Raw genomic sequence first — 16064 nt, 5'->3', positions numbered from 1 at the left:
TGAAAAAGCCCGAATACTATGGGATTGTCTCTTCCTTGTATGTAAGGGGGCAAAAATCGATATTAACCGACAGCCCCTTTTTTATTGCACCTATTCTGTTTCTGTGCTAAAATTATACGATACATATAGGACAGAGCTATAACCAGAACTGAAAAACGCAATGACCCTAAAAATAACTGAATCATATCTAAGGGGGGAATCATATGATACAGGACAGCCCTCTATCCAGGGAACAGACGGCGGCTGTATTGGACAATATGCCGGTGGCTGTTTATGTCAGTGCAGTCGATAACTGGGAACTGCTTTTTGCCAATCGAATGGCTAAGAAGTTATTTTTACGGAAACCAGACAGGCAGGTGAATACCTGCTATTACCTGGCAGGATTCGACGAACCCTGTCCTTTTTGCCGTGCAGAACAAATGAGCCGGACAGAGCTTTTTGTCCGGGAATTTCAGCATCCGGGGAATCAACGGACCTATCAGCTCAGCGGAAAGCGGATCGATTGGGACGGCAGGCCGGCTCATATTGAATATATTATAGATATTACAGAAAAGAAAAAAGAGGAAAAGGAATCGGAAGCACTGAAAAGAGAACTGCAGAAAACTTTCAGCAGCATTTCCTGCGGTCTGAGTGTGTACCGGTTTACTGGGAAAAAGATTTTACCCGTATTTCATAATCCTGCCTTTTATCAAATTATGGGATATTCCCCTGCACATATCCGTTCTGTTGAGAATGAAACGGCATATCTGGGGGTACATCCGGAAGACCAGCCTCTGCTGGAAGAGAAAATCCGAAAAATGATTGCGGAAGAGGGAGTCCTCCAGCATACCTACCGTGTCTGGAATGATACTCTTAAAAAATACCGATGGATTCAGCTGGATGGCTCGGCGAAAGCGCAGAATGACGGAACAAAGCTTCTGTATGCAATATACAGTGATGTAAACGAACAGATCCGGCTGGAACAGGATTTGAAACAGGCAAATGAAAAAATGCAGGATATTATCAATGCAATTCCAGGGGGAGTTGCTATCTACAGGGTTTCAGACATGTTTGAAACTGTTTATTTCTCTGACGGCGTACCGGAGCTGTCGGGATATACAGTGGAAGAATACCGGGAACTGATAAAACAAGATGCGGCAACTATGATCTACCGGGAGGATACTGCTATGGTGGTATCCAAGGCAAGAGAAGTAATATTGAGCCGGGGGGTTACTAACTTTGAGTTCCGCAAGCAGCACAGAGACGGTCATATTGTCTGGGTACGGGTAAGGATAAAATGGATTGGAGAAGATGAGGGATTTCCTCTTCTTCACTGTGTATTTCACAATATTTCAGACCTTAAAGATGCCCAGCTGGAAATGGATCACCTGGTCAATTCGATTCCAGGGGGAATTGCCAGCTACAGGGTGGAAGGCAATCGATTTCTGCCGACCTTTTTTTCTGATGGGGTTGCAGCTCTCTCCGGCCATACGCGGGAAGAATACGGAGAACTGGTATGCCGGGATGCACTTGCTGTTATCTATGAACCGGACAGGGAAAGGGTTTTTACGGCGGCGCGGGCAGCCCTTGTGAGCGGGGAGAGTATGGATGTCTATTACCGTATGCGCCATAAGGATGGAAGTCTGATCTGGATACATCTGAATGGACGCCGTATGGGTCCCCTCTCTGAATCCACAAGATTCTATGCGGTATATACCGGAATGTCTGCAGAGACGCATCTGTTTCAGAACATTGCCAATGAGATGGCTGACGGCATATACGTGATTGGAAAAGAGAATTATGATCTCCTCTATGCCAATGAGTCCAAAAGTCTGTTTGCCAAAGGAGAAAACATCCTCGGGCAGAAATGTTTTACGGCCCTTCACGGAAAGAGCGGGCCTTGTGAATTCTGTACTCTCAAGACGCATACGGCGGACGGGGAAGAGCATGATATGCATGTGGACGGGACAAGCAATTATTACAGCACCCGATTCCGGGAGACAGTCTGGAATGGAATACCGGCCTATATTAAGTTTGTGCGTGATATCACAGAGGAAGTAACTATCCGCAGGGAAAAGGAACGTCTGGAACAGTATTTCCAGACGGTGGTGAAAAATCTTCCCGGCGGTGTTGCTGTGGTCCGTTACGAGAGAGACGGAACGATGACACCGGAATTTCTTTCGGATGGTTTTGCCGTTATGACGGGGATGACGCTGGAAGAAGCCTGGGAGCTTTACCGCAAGGATGCCATGGAGGGTGTACATCCCGAGGACAAGGTTTTTGTGAGGGAACAGATGACTTCTTATCTTGTCAGCGGCGCTGCCCACTGGGAGATCGCCTACCGCCTGAAAAAGGGGCGGGATGGTTATGTTTGGGTGAAGAACAGTTTGTCTGTGATCCAGAATGAAGGCGGTGAAAGGCGTGTTTATGCAGTGTACCACGACATGACCAAAGAACGGGAGGAGCAGGAGAAGTTCCGGACACAGTACAAAGAACTGCTTCTGCAGCACTACCGCACCCCGGATCCCAATGCCCTGATTGTCGGACACTGTAACATTACGAAGAGTAAAATCCTGGAGATAATAGATTACACAGATTCTGATTTGCTGAAAACCTTCGGCAGTGACCGTGAACAGTTTTTTACCGGCATCTCCGATCTTGTGGAAGATCCTGACCAAAAGAGGCAATTTTTGGATACCTATCTGAATAAACCGGCGCTGGAAGCATTTGAAAGAGGAGAAACGGAACAGAAGATGATCTGCTTTCTGAGATTTCCAAAAGAAAAGAGGGGCAGGCACGTTCAGATCAAGATGAATCTAGTCTCCACCCCCGATACAGGGGATGTGACAGGCATACTGACAGTGGCAGATATTACAGAACAGAGAATCCGGGAGATGATTCTCCGCAGATTGTCTGTTACGGGATATGACTGTGTCATGGATGTTGATCTGCTGCGGGACACTTATACGGTTTTATCCAGCAGCGAGAATGCCCGCTGCCTTCCGCCCAGACAGGGTTCTCATTCAGAACGGGTTTCCTACATGGCGGCGGAAAAAATTGTCCCCAGGGACAAAGACGCGTACAGAGACGCACTGGAGCCAGACAGGATGGTACAGCGTCTGAAAAAAGAAGGATCTTACACCTTTGCATTCTCAATAACAGATGACAAAGGAGATATATGTACAAAAAATATGACGGTTTCAGCAATCGATCTCAGGCTTGGCCGGGTGTGTCTGTCAAGAACAGATATTACTGATTCCATCCGGGAACAACAGGGGCTGCTCCGTGTGATTGCCTATACCTTTGAACTGGCTGGATTCATCGATCTGAGCAGCCAGAGGCTGACTCTCCATACCCGAGAGACGGTACTGCAAAATTTATCGCCCTATTTTCTGGAACATTACGATGAGGCAATCGGAAGCTTCACAGAACATTATGTACCGGAGGAAAATTGGAAATATACCAGAGAGCAATTCCGAATTTCTACAATCCTGGAGCGGCTTCAGGAAAAGCCTGGGGGATATGATTTTCTGTTTTCTTACCGGAAGGACAAAGAGGAGCGATATAAACAGCTCAACGTTATGTGGGGAGATGTTAACCACAGAACCTTATGTCTTGTGAGGGCTGATGTGACAGATATGCTGGCAGCGGAGAGAAAAGCAAAGAGGGAACTGGAGAATGCGCTTGTTTTGGCCAAAGAGGCTAATCAGGCAAAAAGTGAATTCCTGTCAGCTATGAGCCATGATATCCGTACGCCTATGAATGCTATTATGGGAATGACTGCACTTGCAGTGGCACATTTAGATGATAAAGAGAGGGTTGCCGACTGTCTGAAGAAGATATCAATCTCCTCCAAACATTTGCTCAGCCTGGTGAATGATATTCTGGATATGAGTAAGATAGAACGCTCCCAGATCACCATGAACCGTATGAGAATATCTGTATCCCAATTGGTGGAAGAACTGGCCTCTATTATGGCTCCCCAGGCAAGGGATGGGGGGCTGAACTTCACGGTACGGACGGAGGGGATCTGCCATGATGGCTTTTATGGGGATGCTCTGCGCCTGAATCAGATATTACTTAATATACTGAGCAATGCAGTCAAGTTCACCCCGGAGGGCGGAACCGTATACTTTGAGACAGAGGAGCTGCAGATCCAGACTCCCGGTAAAGTGCGCTATCGGTTCACTGTAAGTGATACAGGGCTTGGTATGTCTGAAGAATTTATGGCTCATTTATTTGAACCATTTACCAGAAGTCCCAATACTGTACATATTGAAGGGACAGGCCTTGGGCTTAGCATTGCAAAGGGGCTTGTGGAACTGATGCATGGGGAGATATCTGTGAGGAGCAGGCTTTGTGAGGGCACGGTATTCCAGGTGGAGCTGGAGTTCGAGTGCGCAAAACCGAAGGACAGCAGAGAAGATGTGAGGATATGGGCGGATGATGCGGCGGGAGACAGTAATAAAGAGTTCGCCGGCCGGCTGTTTCTGGTGGCAGAAGATAATGCAATCAATGCTGAGATTTTATGTGAGCTTCTCCGGATCTATGGAGCGGATTCTGTTGTCAAAAAGGATGGAGAACAGGTAGTGAAGGCTTTTCGCGAGGCACCTCCTCATACCTATGACGCTATCCTAATGGATATACAGATGCCAAAAATGAATGGTTACGAAGCTACCCGCGTCATTCGGAGCATGGAACACCCGGATGCAGGGAAAATCCCCATTATTGCTATGACAGCAAATGCATTTGCGGAAGATGTCCGGGCATCCGCGGCTGCCGGCATGAATGCCCATGTTGCGAAGCCAATTGATATGGAAAGGCTGAAGGCAGAGCTGAGGAAGGCTCTGAAAGCAAGGGCTTGCTGAAGAGAGATGAGATAAAGGAGTGCGGGCAGAACCCCGGGAACAAAAGAATGAATAAAAAAGATACTATATTAATTGTTGATGATATGGAATTGAATCGGGCAATCCTCAGAAATATATTTGAGGATGATTATAATCTTTTAGAGGCTGAGGATGGAGAACAGGCTGTGATTCTTGCAAGACAGTATCATTCCAGCATTGTAATCATTCTGTTGGATCTGGTTATGCCGGTGATGGATGGATATAAGGTAATGGAAGAACTGGCCAGAAAACATCTTCTGGATGAACTCCCTGTGATTGTTATTACTGCGGAGGATTCCACGGAAAACGAAGTGAAAGCTTTTGATCTGGGCGCTTCTGATATTATTATGAAGCCTTTTGAACCTTATGTGGTAAAAAGAAGAGTTCAAAATGTCATTGAGCTGACACTCCACCGGCTGAATCAGCAGGAGCTGATTGAGGAACAGGCAGCGAAACTGCGGGAATCCAATGCAATTATGATAGATGCGCTTTCCTCCATCATTGAATACCGTAGTGTGGAAACCGGACAGCACATACAGAGAATCCGTATTTTCACAAAAATACTGTTAGAGAATGTGGCATATTCGTATCCTGAGTTTGGACTGAATGAGAGAAATATTGATATTATCGTCAGCGCCTCTTCCATGCATGACATTGGGAAGATTGCTATTCCGGATAAAATATTGAATAAACCGGGTAAGTTAACGCAGGAGGAGTTCTCTGTAATGAAGACCCACACCACAAAAGGATGTGAGATGCTGGCGAATCTGAACGGGATGAGCGATAAAGATTATCTGCAGTATGCGTACAATATCTGCCGTTACCACCATGAGCGGTGGGACGGAAAGGGGTATCCGGACGGGCTCAGGGGAGACAGTATTCCTATCTGTGCCCAGGTGGTCGGCATTGCGGACTGTTATGACGCATTGACCACAGACCGGGTATATAAAAAGGCAATATCTCCTGATCATGCGTTCAATATGATTTTAAACGGGGAATGCGGGACATTTTCCCCCAGGCTGCTGGAATGCCTGAAGAATGTCAAAGGCCTTTTTGAGGAGTGTACTAGGGAGTATGCAGACGGACATACACCTAAAGCTGCAGATATTAAAACAATTTCCCCGGTTCTGTTTTCCCGGGAAGAGACCTTACAGATGGGGCAGCTTAAATATTTTGCAATGCTTCAGTATACAGATGCCACAGTAATGGAAATGGATTTGGACAATGGCGTGTACCATGTGGTATATACCTCCGGCAGAGAGTTTGAGACACTGAAAACAGGCAAACGGTTTGAGAATTCCATTCTGCATTTTATTCAGGAATCTGTCCACCCGGAAGAACAAAAGCAGCTGCTTTCCTTTTTCGGCAGAGAGATGGAGGATTTCTTTGTAAACGGCCTGAGAAAAAGCAGCGTGAAATGCAGGATATACAGCTCGGGAAATGAAGCATACTATTGGTGTATGGTTACACTTGTACGCATTGAAGTCAATAATCCATACAGCAGGAAGGCAATGGTTATCTGGGATAAACGTGCAGCGGAAGAAACAGAGCTGCCCAGAGACGGGAGGAAGAGGGATAAGCTATTTTCAGTGGGAGTACTGGACAGCCTTCTGGGCGGTGTTCAGACCTGCAAAAATGATAAATGGTTTACAATTCTTCAGATGAACAGCGGTCTGAAGGAACTTCTGGGATATACAGAGGAGGAGATTCAAAACCAGTTTCAGAACAGGTATCTTAACTTTATATATCCCAAAGACAGAGATATGGTACATACAAAGATACAGGAACAGCTGACAAAAGGTAACTTTGCTGAACTGGAATACCGTATCACTGCAAAAGACGGATCTGTTTTGTGGGTCCTGGACAAACGATGCCTGATGAGCAGAATCGGGGAGGAAGAGTATTTCCTTTATGTTCTGGTTGACATTACCCAGCTGAAAAAAGCACAGGAAGAGCTGCGTCTGACGCTGGAGCGTCACCAGATTATTATGGAGCGCTCCAACGACATTATTTTTGAGTGGGACATAGAAAATGATACGGTCTCCTATTCAAATAATTGGGAAAAGAAATTTGGCTATCAGCCGGTCAGGGAGGAGGCTACAAAGAAAATTCCAAAAGCTCCCCACTTACACCCCAAAGATCAGACCTGTTTTTTGCAGCTGATTCATGATATGAAAAATGGTATTCCTTACTCTGAGATAGAATTCCGGGTGGCAGATGCAGGGGGCAGGTATCGGTGGTGCAAAATTCGGGCAGCTGCCCAATTTGACAGTGCAGGCCGCCCCTTCAAGACAGTGGGAGTAGTCACAGATATCGATGAGGAAAAGCGTGCTTCCCAGATCCTTTTGGATGAGGCCCAAAGGGATGGACTGACAAAGCTTTATAATAAAAGCTCAGGGAGGAAACGAATCGAAGGGCTTCTCAATGTTAAAGAAAAAGGGACCCCGGCCGCTATGATGATTATTGATTTGGATAATTTTAAGCTGATCAACGATACCTATGGGCATATGTTCGGAGACGTTGTGCTTCAGGAATTTGCCGGAGAACTTGTTCAGCTGTTTCGGGATCAGGATATTATCTGCCGCATAGGTGGAGACGAGTTTCTGATCTTTATGGAAAATGCCCCAAAAGAGGCGGTAAGTATAAGGGCACGTAAAATTATTGAGGCATCCCATCGGATGTTCCGTGAAAATGCTATATCGTATACTCCTTCCTGCAGCATAGGTATTGGGAGCTATCCAGAGGACGGCACAGACTTTGAGACCCTATTCCATCACAGTGATGTGGCTCTGTATGATGCAAAAAAAAGAGGAAAAAATACATATTCATTTTATTCCCCTTCTATTTTGAACTGTCCATTCAATATGCCGGCCGTTAAGCCAACGGTAAACACCCGGATCGAATCAGAGACAGCACCGGCACAGGTGATGTACCGGCTGATTGAAAATGCGTTTACTATTTTATACGAATCAATTGCCCCGGAAGATGCGATTGCCTGTATTTTGAAAATGGTAGGAAGAGAATTTGCGGCGAGCCGTACCTATATTTTTGAGGACAGCGGGGACGGGAGAAGCACCAGTAATACCTTTGAGTGGTGCAATGATGGGATAGAATCTCAGAAGGTGAATCTCCAGAACTATGCGTATGACAATCTTGGGGGCCGGGAGCGCTATATGGCCCTGTTTAACGAGGAGGGAATATTTTACTGTCCCGATGTGGAACAGCTGTCAGAGGGGTATCGGGAGATGTTCAAAGCACAGGGAATTCAGTCTCTGCTCCAGTGCGAAATCAGAAGAAATGGAGCATTTGCGGGATTTGTAGGCTTCGATGACTGTAAAATAAAAAGATTCTGGCTGAAGGATTAGATTTATGCGCTTAGCTTTATAGCGAAGATGCTGTCAGTATTTCTCGCTGAAAAGCGGGAGAGGAGTGGAAACCAGCACTCCCTTCCCGCTGAGAAGGACTGATATGACGAAAACAGTTTATCTGGAGAGCGCGGCCAAATCCTGATAGAATCCGGGGTAGGAGATGGTGACACACTCTCCGTTGCAAAGTTGTGTCTCTCCCTTGGCCGCCAGTCCGGCCACTGCAAAGGACATGGCGATTCGGTGGTCCCTTTTTGTGTCAATAAGGGCGCCTGTTAAGGGCTGTCCTCCCCGGATTATCATACCGTCATCTGTTGCCGTGACATCTGCTCCCATAGCCTTTAGATTGCTGACCACCACATCAATACGGTTGGATTCCTTTACTTTTAATTCCTGGGCATCTTTTATCACAGTTTCACCCTGGGCAAAAGCGGCCAAGACCGCGATCACGGGTACCTCATCGATCAGGGAGGGGATGATGGAACCGTCTATGGTAATGCCATGGAGAGAACTGTGACGTACCAGAATATCGGCAGTGGGCTCACCTTCCTCCGCAGATACATTCATAAGGGTAATATCCCCACCCATTTTTTCGCATACCCGCAGGATACCGTTTCGGGTAGGATTCACCCCTACATTGCGTATCAATATCTCTGACCCTGGTACCAGAAGGGCAGCGCCAATAAAATAGGCGGCGGATGAGATATCCCCGGGAACAGATACTTTCTGACCTTCCAGAATCGGGTCCGGATAGATAGTTACCGTGGTATCCTCCGCAGTGAGGGTGGCTCCAAAGTAATCCAGCATAATCTCTGAATGGTTTCTGGAGAGATAAGGCTCCGTGACACTGGTAATGTCATCCGCATAAAGTCCTGCAAGAAGCAAACAGGATTTTACCTGTGCAGATGCAACAGGTGAGTCATAATGGATTCCCTTTAGGGTGCGTCCTTCTATATGGAGAGGAGCACACCCGTTGCCCCGGACGCTGGTAATACCGGCCCCCATCTGTGTAAGGGGGCGTATAATTCTTTTCATCGGCCGGGATTGTATGGATTCATCCCCGGTGAGCTCACTGTCAAAGTTCTGCCCGGCCAATATGCCGGCCAGAAGACGTGTAGTGGTTCCGCTGTTTCCCACATCTAAAACTGTGTCAGGCCTGGAAAGGCCGTGCAGCCCTTTCCCTCTCACCAGGATCTCCTCCTTTTCCATCTCTACAGGTACACCCATTTTGCGAAAACAGGAGATGGTAGAAAGGCAGTCAGCCCCCTGAAGAAAGTTCGTGACAGAGGTAGTGCCCATTGATATTGCCCCCAGCATTATGGCTCTGTGGGAAATCGATTTATCTCCCGGGACATTCAATTCTCCCCGAAGAGGAGAGGTAAGTTTCTTGATATTCATAAGTCCCTCCTAAGTACAAAATTATCTTTCATAAATGATATAATTACGTTTTCTCAGGAGTTCCGCCGCACTGGTCATGGCATCCTCCTGATAAAATTCAATCTTGAGAACTCCTTCTTCAAACTCCCTGTTGTGTACAATGCCAATATTTTTGATACTAATCTGATCCATTGCCAGAGTTGTGGCGATGGTGGCAATGGCGCCGGTCTCATCTACAATATCACAGTAGAGAATATAAGTCTTTTTGATGGGACCCAGAGGAGAGGAATCCAAAGAATTCCTGTAGTCTCTGGAATCCGAAAACATCTGGTAAAGGCCATCGCTGTCTCCCTGATCTATCAGATACTTTGCCTGCACAATCAGACGGATATATTCATCCAGCACCCTGGAAATGTTATCCTGGTTGGTAAGACAGATCTGCTGCCACATAACAGGGGAAGAGGAGGCAATTCTTGTAATATCTTTAAATCCCCCGGCGGCAATCATTTTCATATGCTCCTCAGAGGAATCCAGACGTTCCACAAGATTCACCAGAGACGATGCCACAACGTGGGGAAGATGGCTGATTGCTGCTGTGATATAATCATGTTCTTCCCAGGTGAGAATCATAGGAATGGCACCCAGCGAGTTCACCAATTCAGAATAATCGCTGATCTTCTGCAGGCTTACTCCCTCAGAGGGAGTAAGGATAAAATAGGCATTCTCAATCAGATGATCCGAAGAATTCTGGTATCCTGACTTCTCAGATCCTGCCATGGGATGACCTCCGATAAAATACTCTTCCAGCTTCAGTGCCTTCACAACTTTGTGAATATCTCCTTTTACGCTTCCTACATCCGTGAGAATGCATTCCGGACGAAGGATAGATTTCAGACTTCTCAGATAAGAAATATTTGCGGAAACTGGTGCGCACAGGAAAATAATAGAGCACTCACTGATTCCGGCGTCCTGCTCCCGGCAGATGATATCTACGATACCTTCCTCCTTCGCCTTTTTCAGGGACAGTTCATCTTTGTCATAGGCATAAATTCTGCATTGGGGATAAAACTTTTTCAGCGCCTTTGCAATGGAGCCTCCGATCAGTCCCAGGCCGATAAAGCCGGCAGCTGCGGGTTCCATTACAGTTTCCTCCCCGCAAGGGCTACATAGGGCTTTAATTCCGCGGAAAGTTCCCGGAAGTTCTCAAAGGTAAGAGACTGGGGACCATCTGACATAGCATGTGCCGGATCGTTGTGCACTTCAATCATTAGTCCGTCGGCGCCGCAGGCCACGGCAGCTTTTGCCAGAGGCGGCACGTAGCTGTATACTCCGGTCGCATGGCTGGGATCTACAATGACCGGCAGGTGGGTTTTTTCCTTCAATACTGGCACCGCACTGATGTCCAGCGTATTCCTGGTAGCAGTCTCAAAGGTACGAATGCCCCTTTCGCAGAGAACTACATTGGGATTGCCCTCTGCGATGATATATTCCGCAGCATTCAGCCACTCGTCAATGGTAGCGGCGAGGCCTCGCTTTAAAAGTACCGGCAGCCCGGACTTTCCGGCCTCCTTCAACAGCTGAAAGTTCTGCATATTGCGTGCTCCGATCTGTATCATATCCACATACTTTACGGCAGCATTAATAGCCTCTTCACTGATTACTTCACAGATCGTGCGAAGTCCGGTTTCTTTTTTTGCTGTCTGCATATATTTCAGGCCCTCTTCCTCCAGTCCCTGGAAAGAGTATGGGCTGGTTCTGGGTTTGTAAGCCCCGCCCCTGACAAACTGAGCCCCCGATTCCTTTACTGCATGTGCGATAGCCAGAAGCTGTTCTTCTGTCTCCACCGCGCAGGGGCCTGCCATTATTGTGAGGGTTTCCGGGCCGATGACCCATCCGTCCACAGATACCGAAGAAGGAGAGGGATGAAACTTCTTATTTGTCAGTTTATAGCTCTCTGTAACTGGGACAAGCTTGTCTACATAGGGCATGATTTCTATATTTTTGTCTGCCAGACGTGTCTTGTCTCCCACACATCCGATGATAGTAACTTGTTTTCCTTTTGACAGGTGGGTTTCCAGGCCATTTTCCTGAATTCTCTGTATGACGTCATTGATGGCCGAATCCGTAGCGTTTGGTTTCATAACGATAATCATAGTTCATATCTCCCTTTAGTTCCATTCATTTAATTCCCCCGGGACGGTTCGCAACAGGTGTCCCATGGGCGTCCGCACGGGTCTCATCGTACGGCAGTCATTTAGGTGTAAGAGTCATTTCTGACTGCTTTTCTTATTGTAAAGCAAGTGTCGGTAATTGTCAACGATTTATTGCTTTAAAGCGTTGCGCTTTAAAGCGAAGATATATAAAGAAGATTCTGAAAGAAAATCGAATATTCATTGTTAAAAGTGAATAAATTACTTGAATTATCTCATTTTTTTTAGTAAAATATACACATATTAATAAATGGGAGGTATTACATATGGACGTTTTTAGAACAGACCGAATAAGAAATGTGGTCCTGCTGGGTCATGGAGGCGCCGGAAAGACTAGTTTAACAGAGGCAATGGCTTACCTGTCAGGAATTACAAACCGCCTTGGGAAGGTAGACGATGGCAATACTGTCAGCGATTTTGATAAAGAAGAAATCAAACGTCATTTTTCCATTTCTACATCATTAGTGCCCATTGTGTGGGGCAAGAATAAAGTTAATATTCTGGATACCCCCGGATATTTTGACTTTGTAGGAGAAGTGGAAGAAGCCGTAAGTGCTGCAGGCGCTGCCATTATAGTAGTCTCCGGAAAGTCAGGGGTTCAGGTTGGCACCCAAAAGGCATGGGACTTATGTGAAAAATATAAACTTCCCCGTATGTTCTTCGTAACGGAAATGGATGTAGATGATGTCAGCTATCGCCAGGTGGTTGAAGATTTGACAGAGCTTTACGGAAAGAAAATCGCACCGATACACTTCCCTATCCGTGAGGACGGCAAATTTGTAGGATATGTAAACGTAGTAAAACAGGCCGGAAGGCGCTATGTTGAAAAAGATAAAAAAACAGAGTGCCCGGTGCCCGATTACTCTCAGGAATACCTGGACAAATACAGGGAAACACTTATGGAATCTGTGGCAGAGATCAGTGAAGAATTCATGGACCGGTATTTCGGCGGAGAAGAATTCTCCATTGCTGAGATTTCTGCGGCTCTTAAGATGAATGTTTGTGACGGAAGTATTGTACCTGTATGTATGGGTTCCACCATCAATCTGCAGGGTGTGTCTAATCTGCTGGACGATATCTGCGGATACTTCCCAGGACCGGATCAGAGGGAGATGGCAGGCATCAACAAGAAGACAAACGAAATCTATGAGGCCAATTACGATTTTGCCAAAGCAAAAACCGCCAGGGTATTTAAAACAATTGTAGACCCGTTCATCGGAAAATACTCTCTGATTAAAGTGTGTTCAGGAGTTATCAAATCAGATGACACCCTCTATAATGTGGAAAAAGACACGGAAGAGAAACTGAATAAATTATATGTATTGGAAGGCAATAAGCCCATTGAGGTTCCAGAGCTTCATGCCGGAGATATCGGCGCCATCGGCAAAGCCAATACCTTAGTTACCGGCGACTCACTGGCAACCAAGGCAACTCCTGTGGTATACGGCAAACCTGAGATATCGGTGCCATACACCTACAAACGTTATAAAGCAAAGAATAAGGGTGATGTGGATAAGATCTCCCAGGCCTTCGGCAAGATGATGCAGGAAGATCTCACCATGAAGGTAGTAAATGATGCAGCCAACCGCCAGACGCTTCTCTATGGTATGGGTGATCAGCATCTGGACATTATTCAGAGTAAACTGAAAGAGCAGTACAGGGTGGAGATCGAGCTTACCAAGCCGAAAGTACCTTTCAGGGAAACCATCCGCAAGATGTCGGATGTGGAAGGCAAGTATAAAAAACAGTCCGGCGGCCACGGCCAGTATGGGCATGTTAAGATGAAATTTGAACCATCCGGAGACCTGGAGACTCCGTTTGTATTTGAACAGATCGTTGTGGGAGGCGCAGTTCCCAAGAACTACTTCCCTGCTGTGGAAAAAGGTATGCAGGAATCTGTGCTGAAGGGCCCTCTTGCGGCATATCCTGTTGTGGGAGTCAAGGCAATTCTGTATGACGGCTCTTATCATACCGTAGACTCCTCTGAGATGGCATTTAAGATGGCAACGATTATGGCATTTAAAAAAGGCTTTATGGATGCGTCTCCGGTTCTTCTGGAGCCTATTGTATCCATGAAAGTGACGGTTCCTGACAGATTTACCGGTGATGTTATGGGTGACCTCAACAAGAGAAGAGGCCGTGTGCTTGGGATGAATCCGGATAAGAACGGCAATCAGGTTATCGAGGCAGATGTACCCATGCTGTCTATCTATGGATATTCCACAGATCTCAGATCCATGACCGGCGGAAGCGGTGACTTCTCCTATGAATTTGCCCGCTATGAGCAGGCACCCTCCGATATACAGGAGAAGGAAATTGAAGCAAGAGCCAGCCATCTGACAGATTCTGAAGATAACTAATGCAGGTTAAAAAGCTGTTTTAAAGAAAGAGCAAGAGAAGGCAGTCCGGCTTCTGTGAAGAGGATTGCCTTCTTTTTTTCGAAAACCGTTGAATTTACCCCGGAAAGTTGCTAGAATAACAATCAAAGTCATAAGAAGGAGACTATACTATGAGTACAAAAAAAAGTAAGATAATAGCTGTTCTGGCAGTTATCATTTTAGCGGGCATCTATTATTACGTCACACTGCCGGCAATCAATATCCACGAGAGCGGATTCTGGTTTTTCCTGGCAGCGGTGGTAGCAGTGATCCTGGTGATTTACGGGCTCCGCAGAAGAAGCAGCTTTCACAGCGTCAAAGATATCAAAGAAAACAAGATTATTAAAGTTGGTCTTGGGGTAATCATTCTGATTGCAGTTGTTTACCTGATTGGATCTGTTCTTTCTTCCCCCATTGTAAATGCCAAAAAGTATCAGAAATTAATCACCCAGACCGAAGGAGATTTTACAGAGGATATTGAGCAGGCAGATTTCGACAGAATTCCTCTCCTGGACAAGGATTCTGCGGTTTTGCTGGGCAACCGTAAAATGGGGAGCATGGTAGATATGGTTTCTCAGTTCCAGGTGAGTGATCTGTATTCTCAGATCAATTATCAGGGAAAGCCTGTCCGTGTGACGCCTTTGGAATATGCCAGTCCAATTAAGTGGCTGACTAACCAAAAGGCCGGTATTCCAGCCTATATTACCATTGATATGACCACACAAAATACAGAACTGGTCAAGCTGAATGAAGGCATTAAATATTCTATGTCTGAGTATTTTAACAGAAACATTTACAGACACCTGCGTTTCCGCTACCCCACGTACATGTTCGATCAGCTGAGTTTTGAGATCGACGAGACAGGGACGCCGTACTGGATCTGTCCGGTGAAAAAATTTAATATCGGCTTGTTTGGCGGCCAGACCATCGGCAGAGTGGTGCTGTGCAACGCAGTTACCGGGGAGACGGTGGACGTTCCCGTGGATGAGTGTCCGACTTGGGTAGACCGTGTCTATCCGGCTGAACTGCTGATCCAGCTGTATAATTATCACGGTACTTTGAAAAATGGTTTCCTGAACAGTGTATTAGGACAGAAGGGATGTCTGAAAACAACAGAAGGGTTTAATTATATTGCCATGGATGACGATGTATGGGTATATACCGGTATTACCTCTGTCACAGGAGATCGTTCTAACGTTGCTTTTGTGCTCATGAACCAGAGAACCATGGAAACCAGATATTATCCGGTAAGCGGCGCGGAAGAGTACTCAGCTATGGACTCTGCCCAGGGACAGGTACAGAATCTGGGATATAAAGCAACCTTCCCTCTTCTTTTAAACATCAGCAATGAGCCTACGTACTTTATGGCTCTGAAGGATGAGGCAGGACTGGTGAAAAAGTATGCTATGGTTAATATACAGAAGTATCAGAATGTTGCCATAGGGGATACTGTGGCCGAGTGTCAGAAACAATACACGAAGCTGCTGTCCGGGATGGGCATCTCCAATGCCGGAGGAAGTGATAATCTAAAGGTCAGCGGCGCCATAGAGAAGATGGCCCAGGCAGTTATTGACGGAAATTCCCATTTTTATATAACGCTTACCGGCAAAGATGGAATCTTTGATGTGCCGGTTGTAGATTTTCCGCAGATTATAGGGTATGATATTGGTGACACCATTTCTTTTGAATATTCTGAGGGCTCACCTGCCAATACAGTAATAGTGATAGAATAAGATAACCGGCGATATGCCTCTAAAAGAGAGCATATCGCCGGTTCAGACTGTAGACAAACTGGTTTTGGGCTTTGTATCCCAGAGCCAGTTTTCTTTTATTAACCAAATTGCGTTCCAAATAAAGTTTGTGTAATGG

General features: G+C 46.2%; 7 protein-coding genes. 4 read left to right on the top strand and 3 right to left on the bottom strand.

The genetic code is table 11. The features are described 5' to 3' along the window. Positions 1–203: 203 nt before the first annotated feature. Both GKG41_RS22555 and GKG41_RS22550 read left to right on the top strand, forming a co-directional pair. Entirely contained in the window at positions 204–4847 is a 4644-nt protein-coding gene (locus GKG41_RS22555; protein WP_154262909.1) for a PAS domain-containing protein, read from the top strand. Positions 4848–4894: 47 nt separating this feature from the next. Next, positions 4895–8230 carry a diguanylate cyclase gene (locus tag GKG41_RS22550; protein WP_154262899.1) on the top strand — a complete coding sequence of 1112 codons (3336 nt, stop codon included), beginning with the start codon at positions 4895–4897 and terminating at the stop codon, positions 8228–8230. Between the two features lie 117 nt (positions 8231–8347). Here the strand turns inward: GKG41_RS22550 and aroA are convergent, their stop codons facing one another. The 3 genes from aroA to aroF are packed head-to-tail and all read right to left on the bottom strand — an operon-like array spanning position 8348 to position 11760. Further along, positions 8348–9628, bottom strand: coding sequence for a 3-phosphoshikimate 1-carboxyvinyltransferase (aroA, locus tag GKG41_RS22545; protein ID WP_154262890.1), 1281 nt, complete (start codon positions 9626–9628; stop codon positions 8348–8350). A 21-nt stretch (positions 9629–9649) separates the two neighbouring features. Next, positions 9650–10747 carry a prephenate dehydrogenase gene (locus GKG41_RS22540; RefSeq protein WP_154262881.1) on the bottom strand — a complete coding sequence of 366 codons (1098 nt, stop codon included), beginning with the start codon at positions 10745–10747 and terminating at the stop codon, positions 9650–9652. Beyond that, entirely contained in the window at positions 10747–11760 is a 1014-nt protein-coding gene (gene aroF, locus GKG41_RS22535) for a 3-deoxy-7-phosphoheptulonate synthase (RefSeq protein ID WP_154262878.1), read from the bottom strand. The genes GKG41_RS22540 and aroF overlap by 1 nt, the downstream gene beginning before the upstream one ends. 323 nt (positions 11761–12083) lie before the next feature. Between aroF and GKG41_RS22530 the strand changes: the two genes are divergently transcribed. After that, positions 12084–14177, top strand: coding sequence for an elongation factor G (locus tag GKG41_RS22530; protein ID WP_154262869.1), 2094 nt, complete (start codon positions 12084–12086; stop codon positions 14175–14177). A 149-nt stretch (positions 14178–14326) separates the two neighbouring features. Beyond that, positions 14327–15928 carry a CvpA family protein gene (locus tag GKG41_RS22525; RefSeq protein ID WP_154262860.1) on the top strand — a complete coding sequence of 534 codons (1602 nt, stop codon included), beginning with the start codon at positions 14327–14329 and terminating at the stop codon, positions 15926–15928. Positions 15929–16064: the final 136 nt, after the last annotated feature.

Source organism: Lactonifactor sp. BIOML-A5 (assembly GCF_009677585.1).
Lineage (GTDB): Bacteria > Bacillota > Clostridia > Lachnospirales > Lachnospiraceae > Lactonifactor.
Note: the sequence above shows the minus strand (reverse complement) of the source record. Positions and strands in the feature narration are given on the sequence as shown.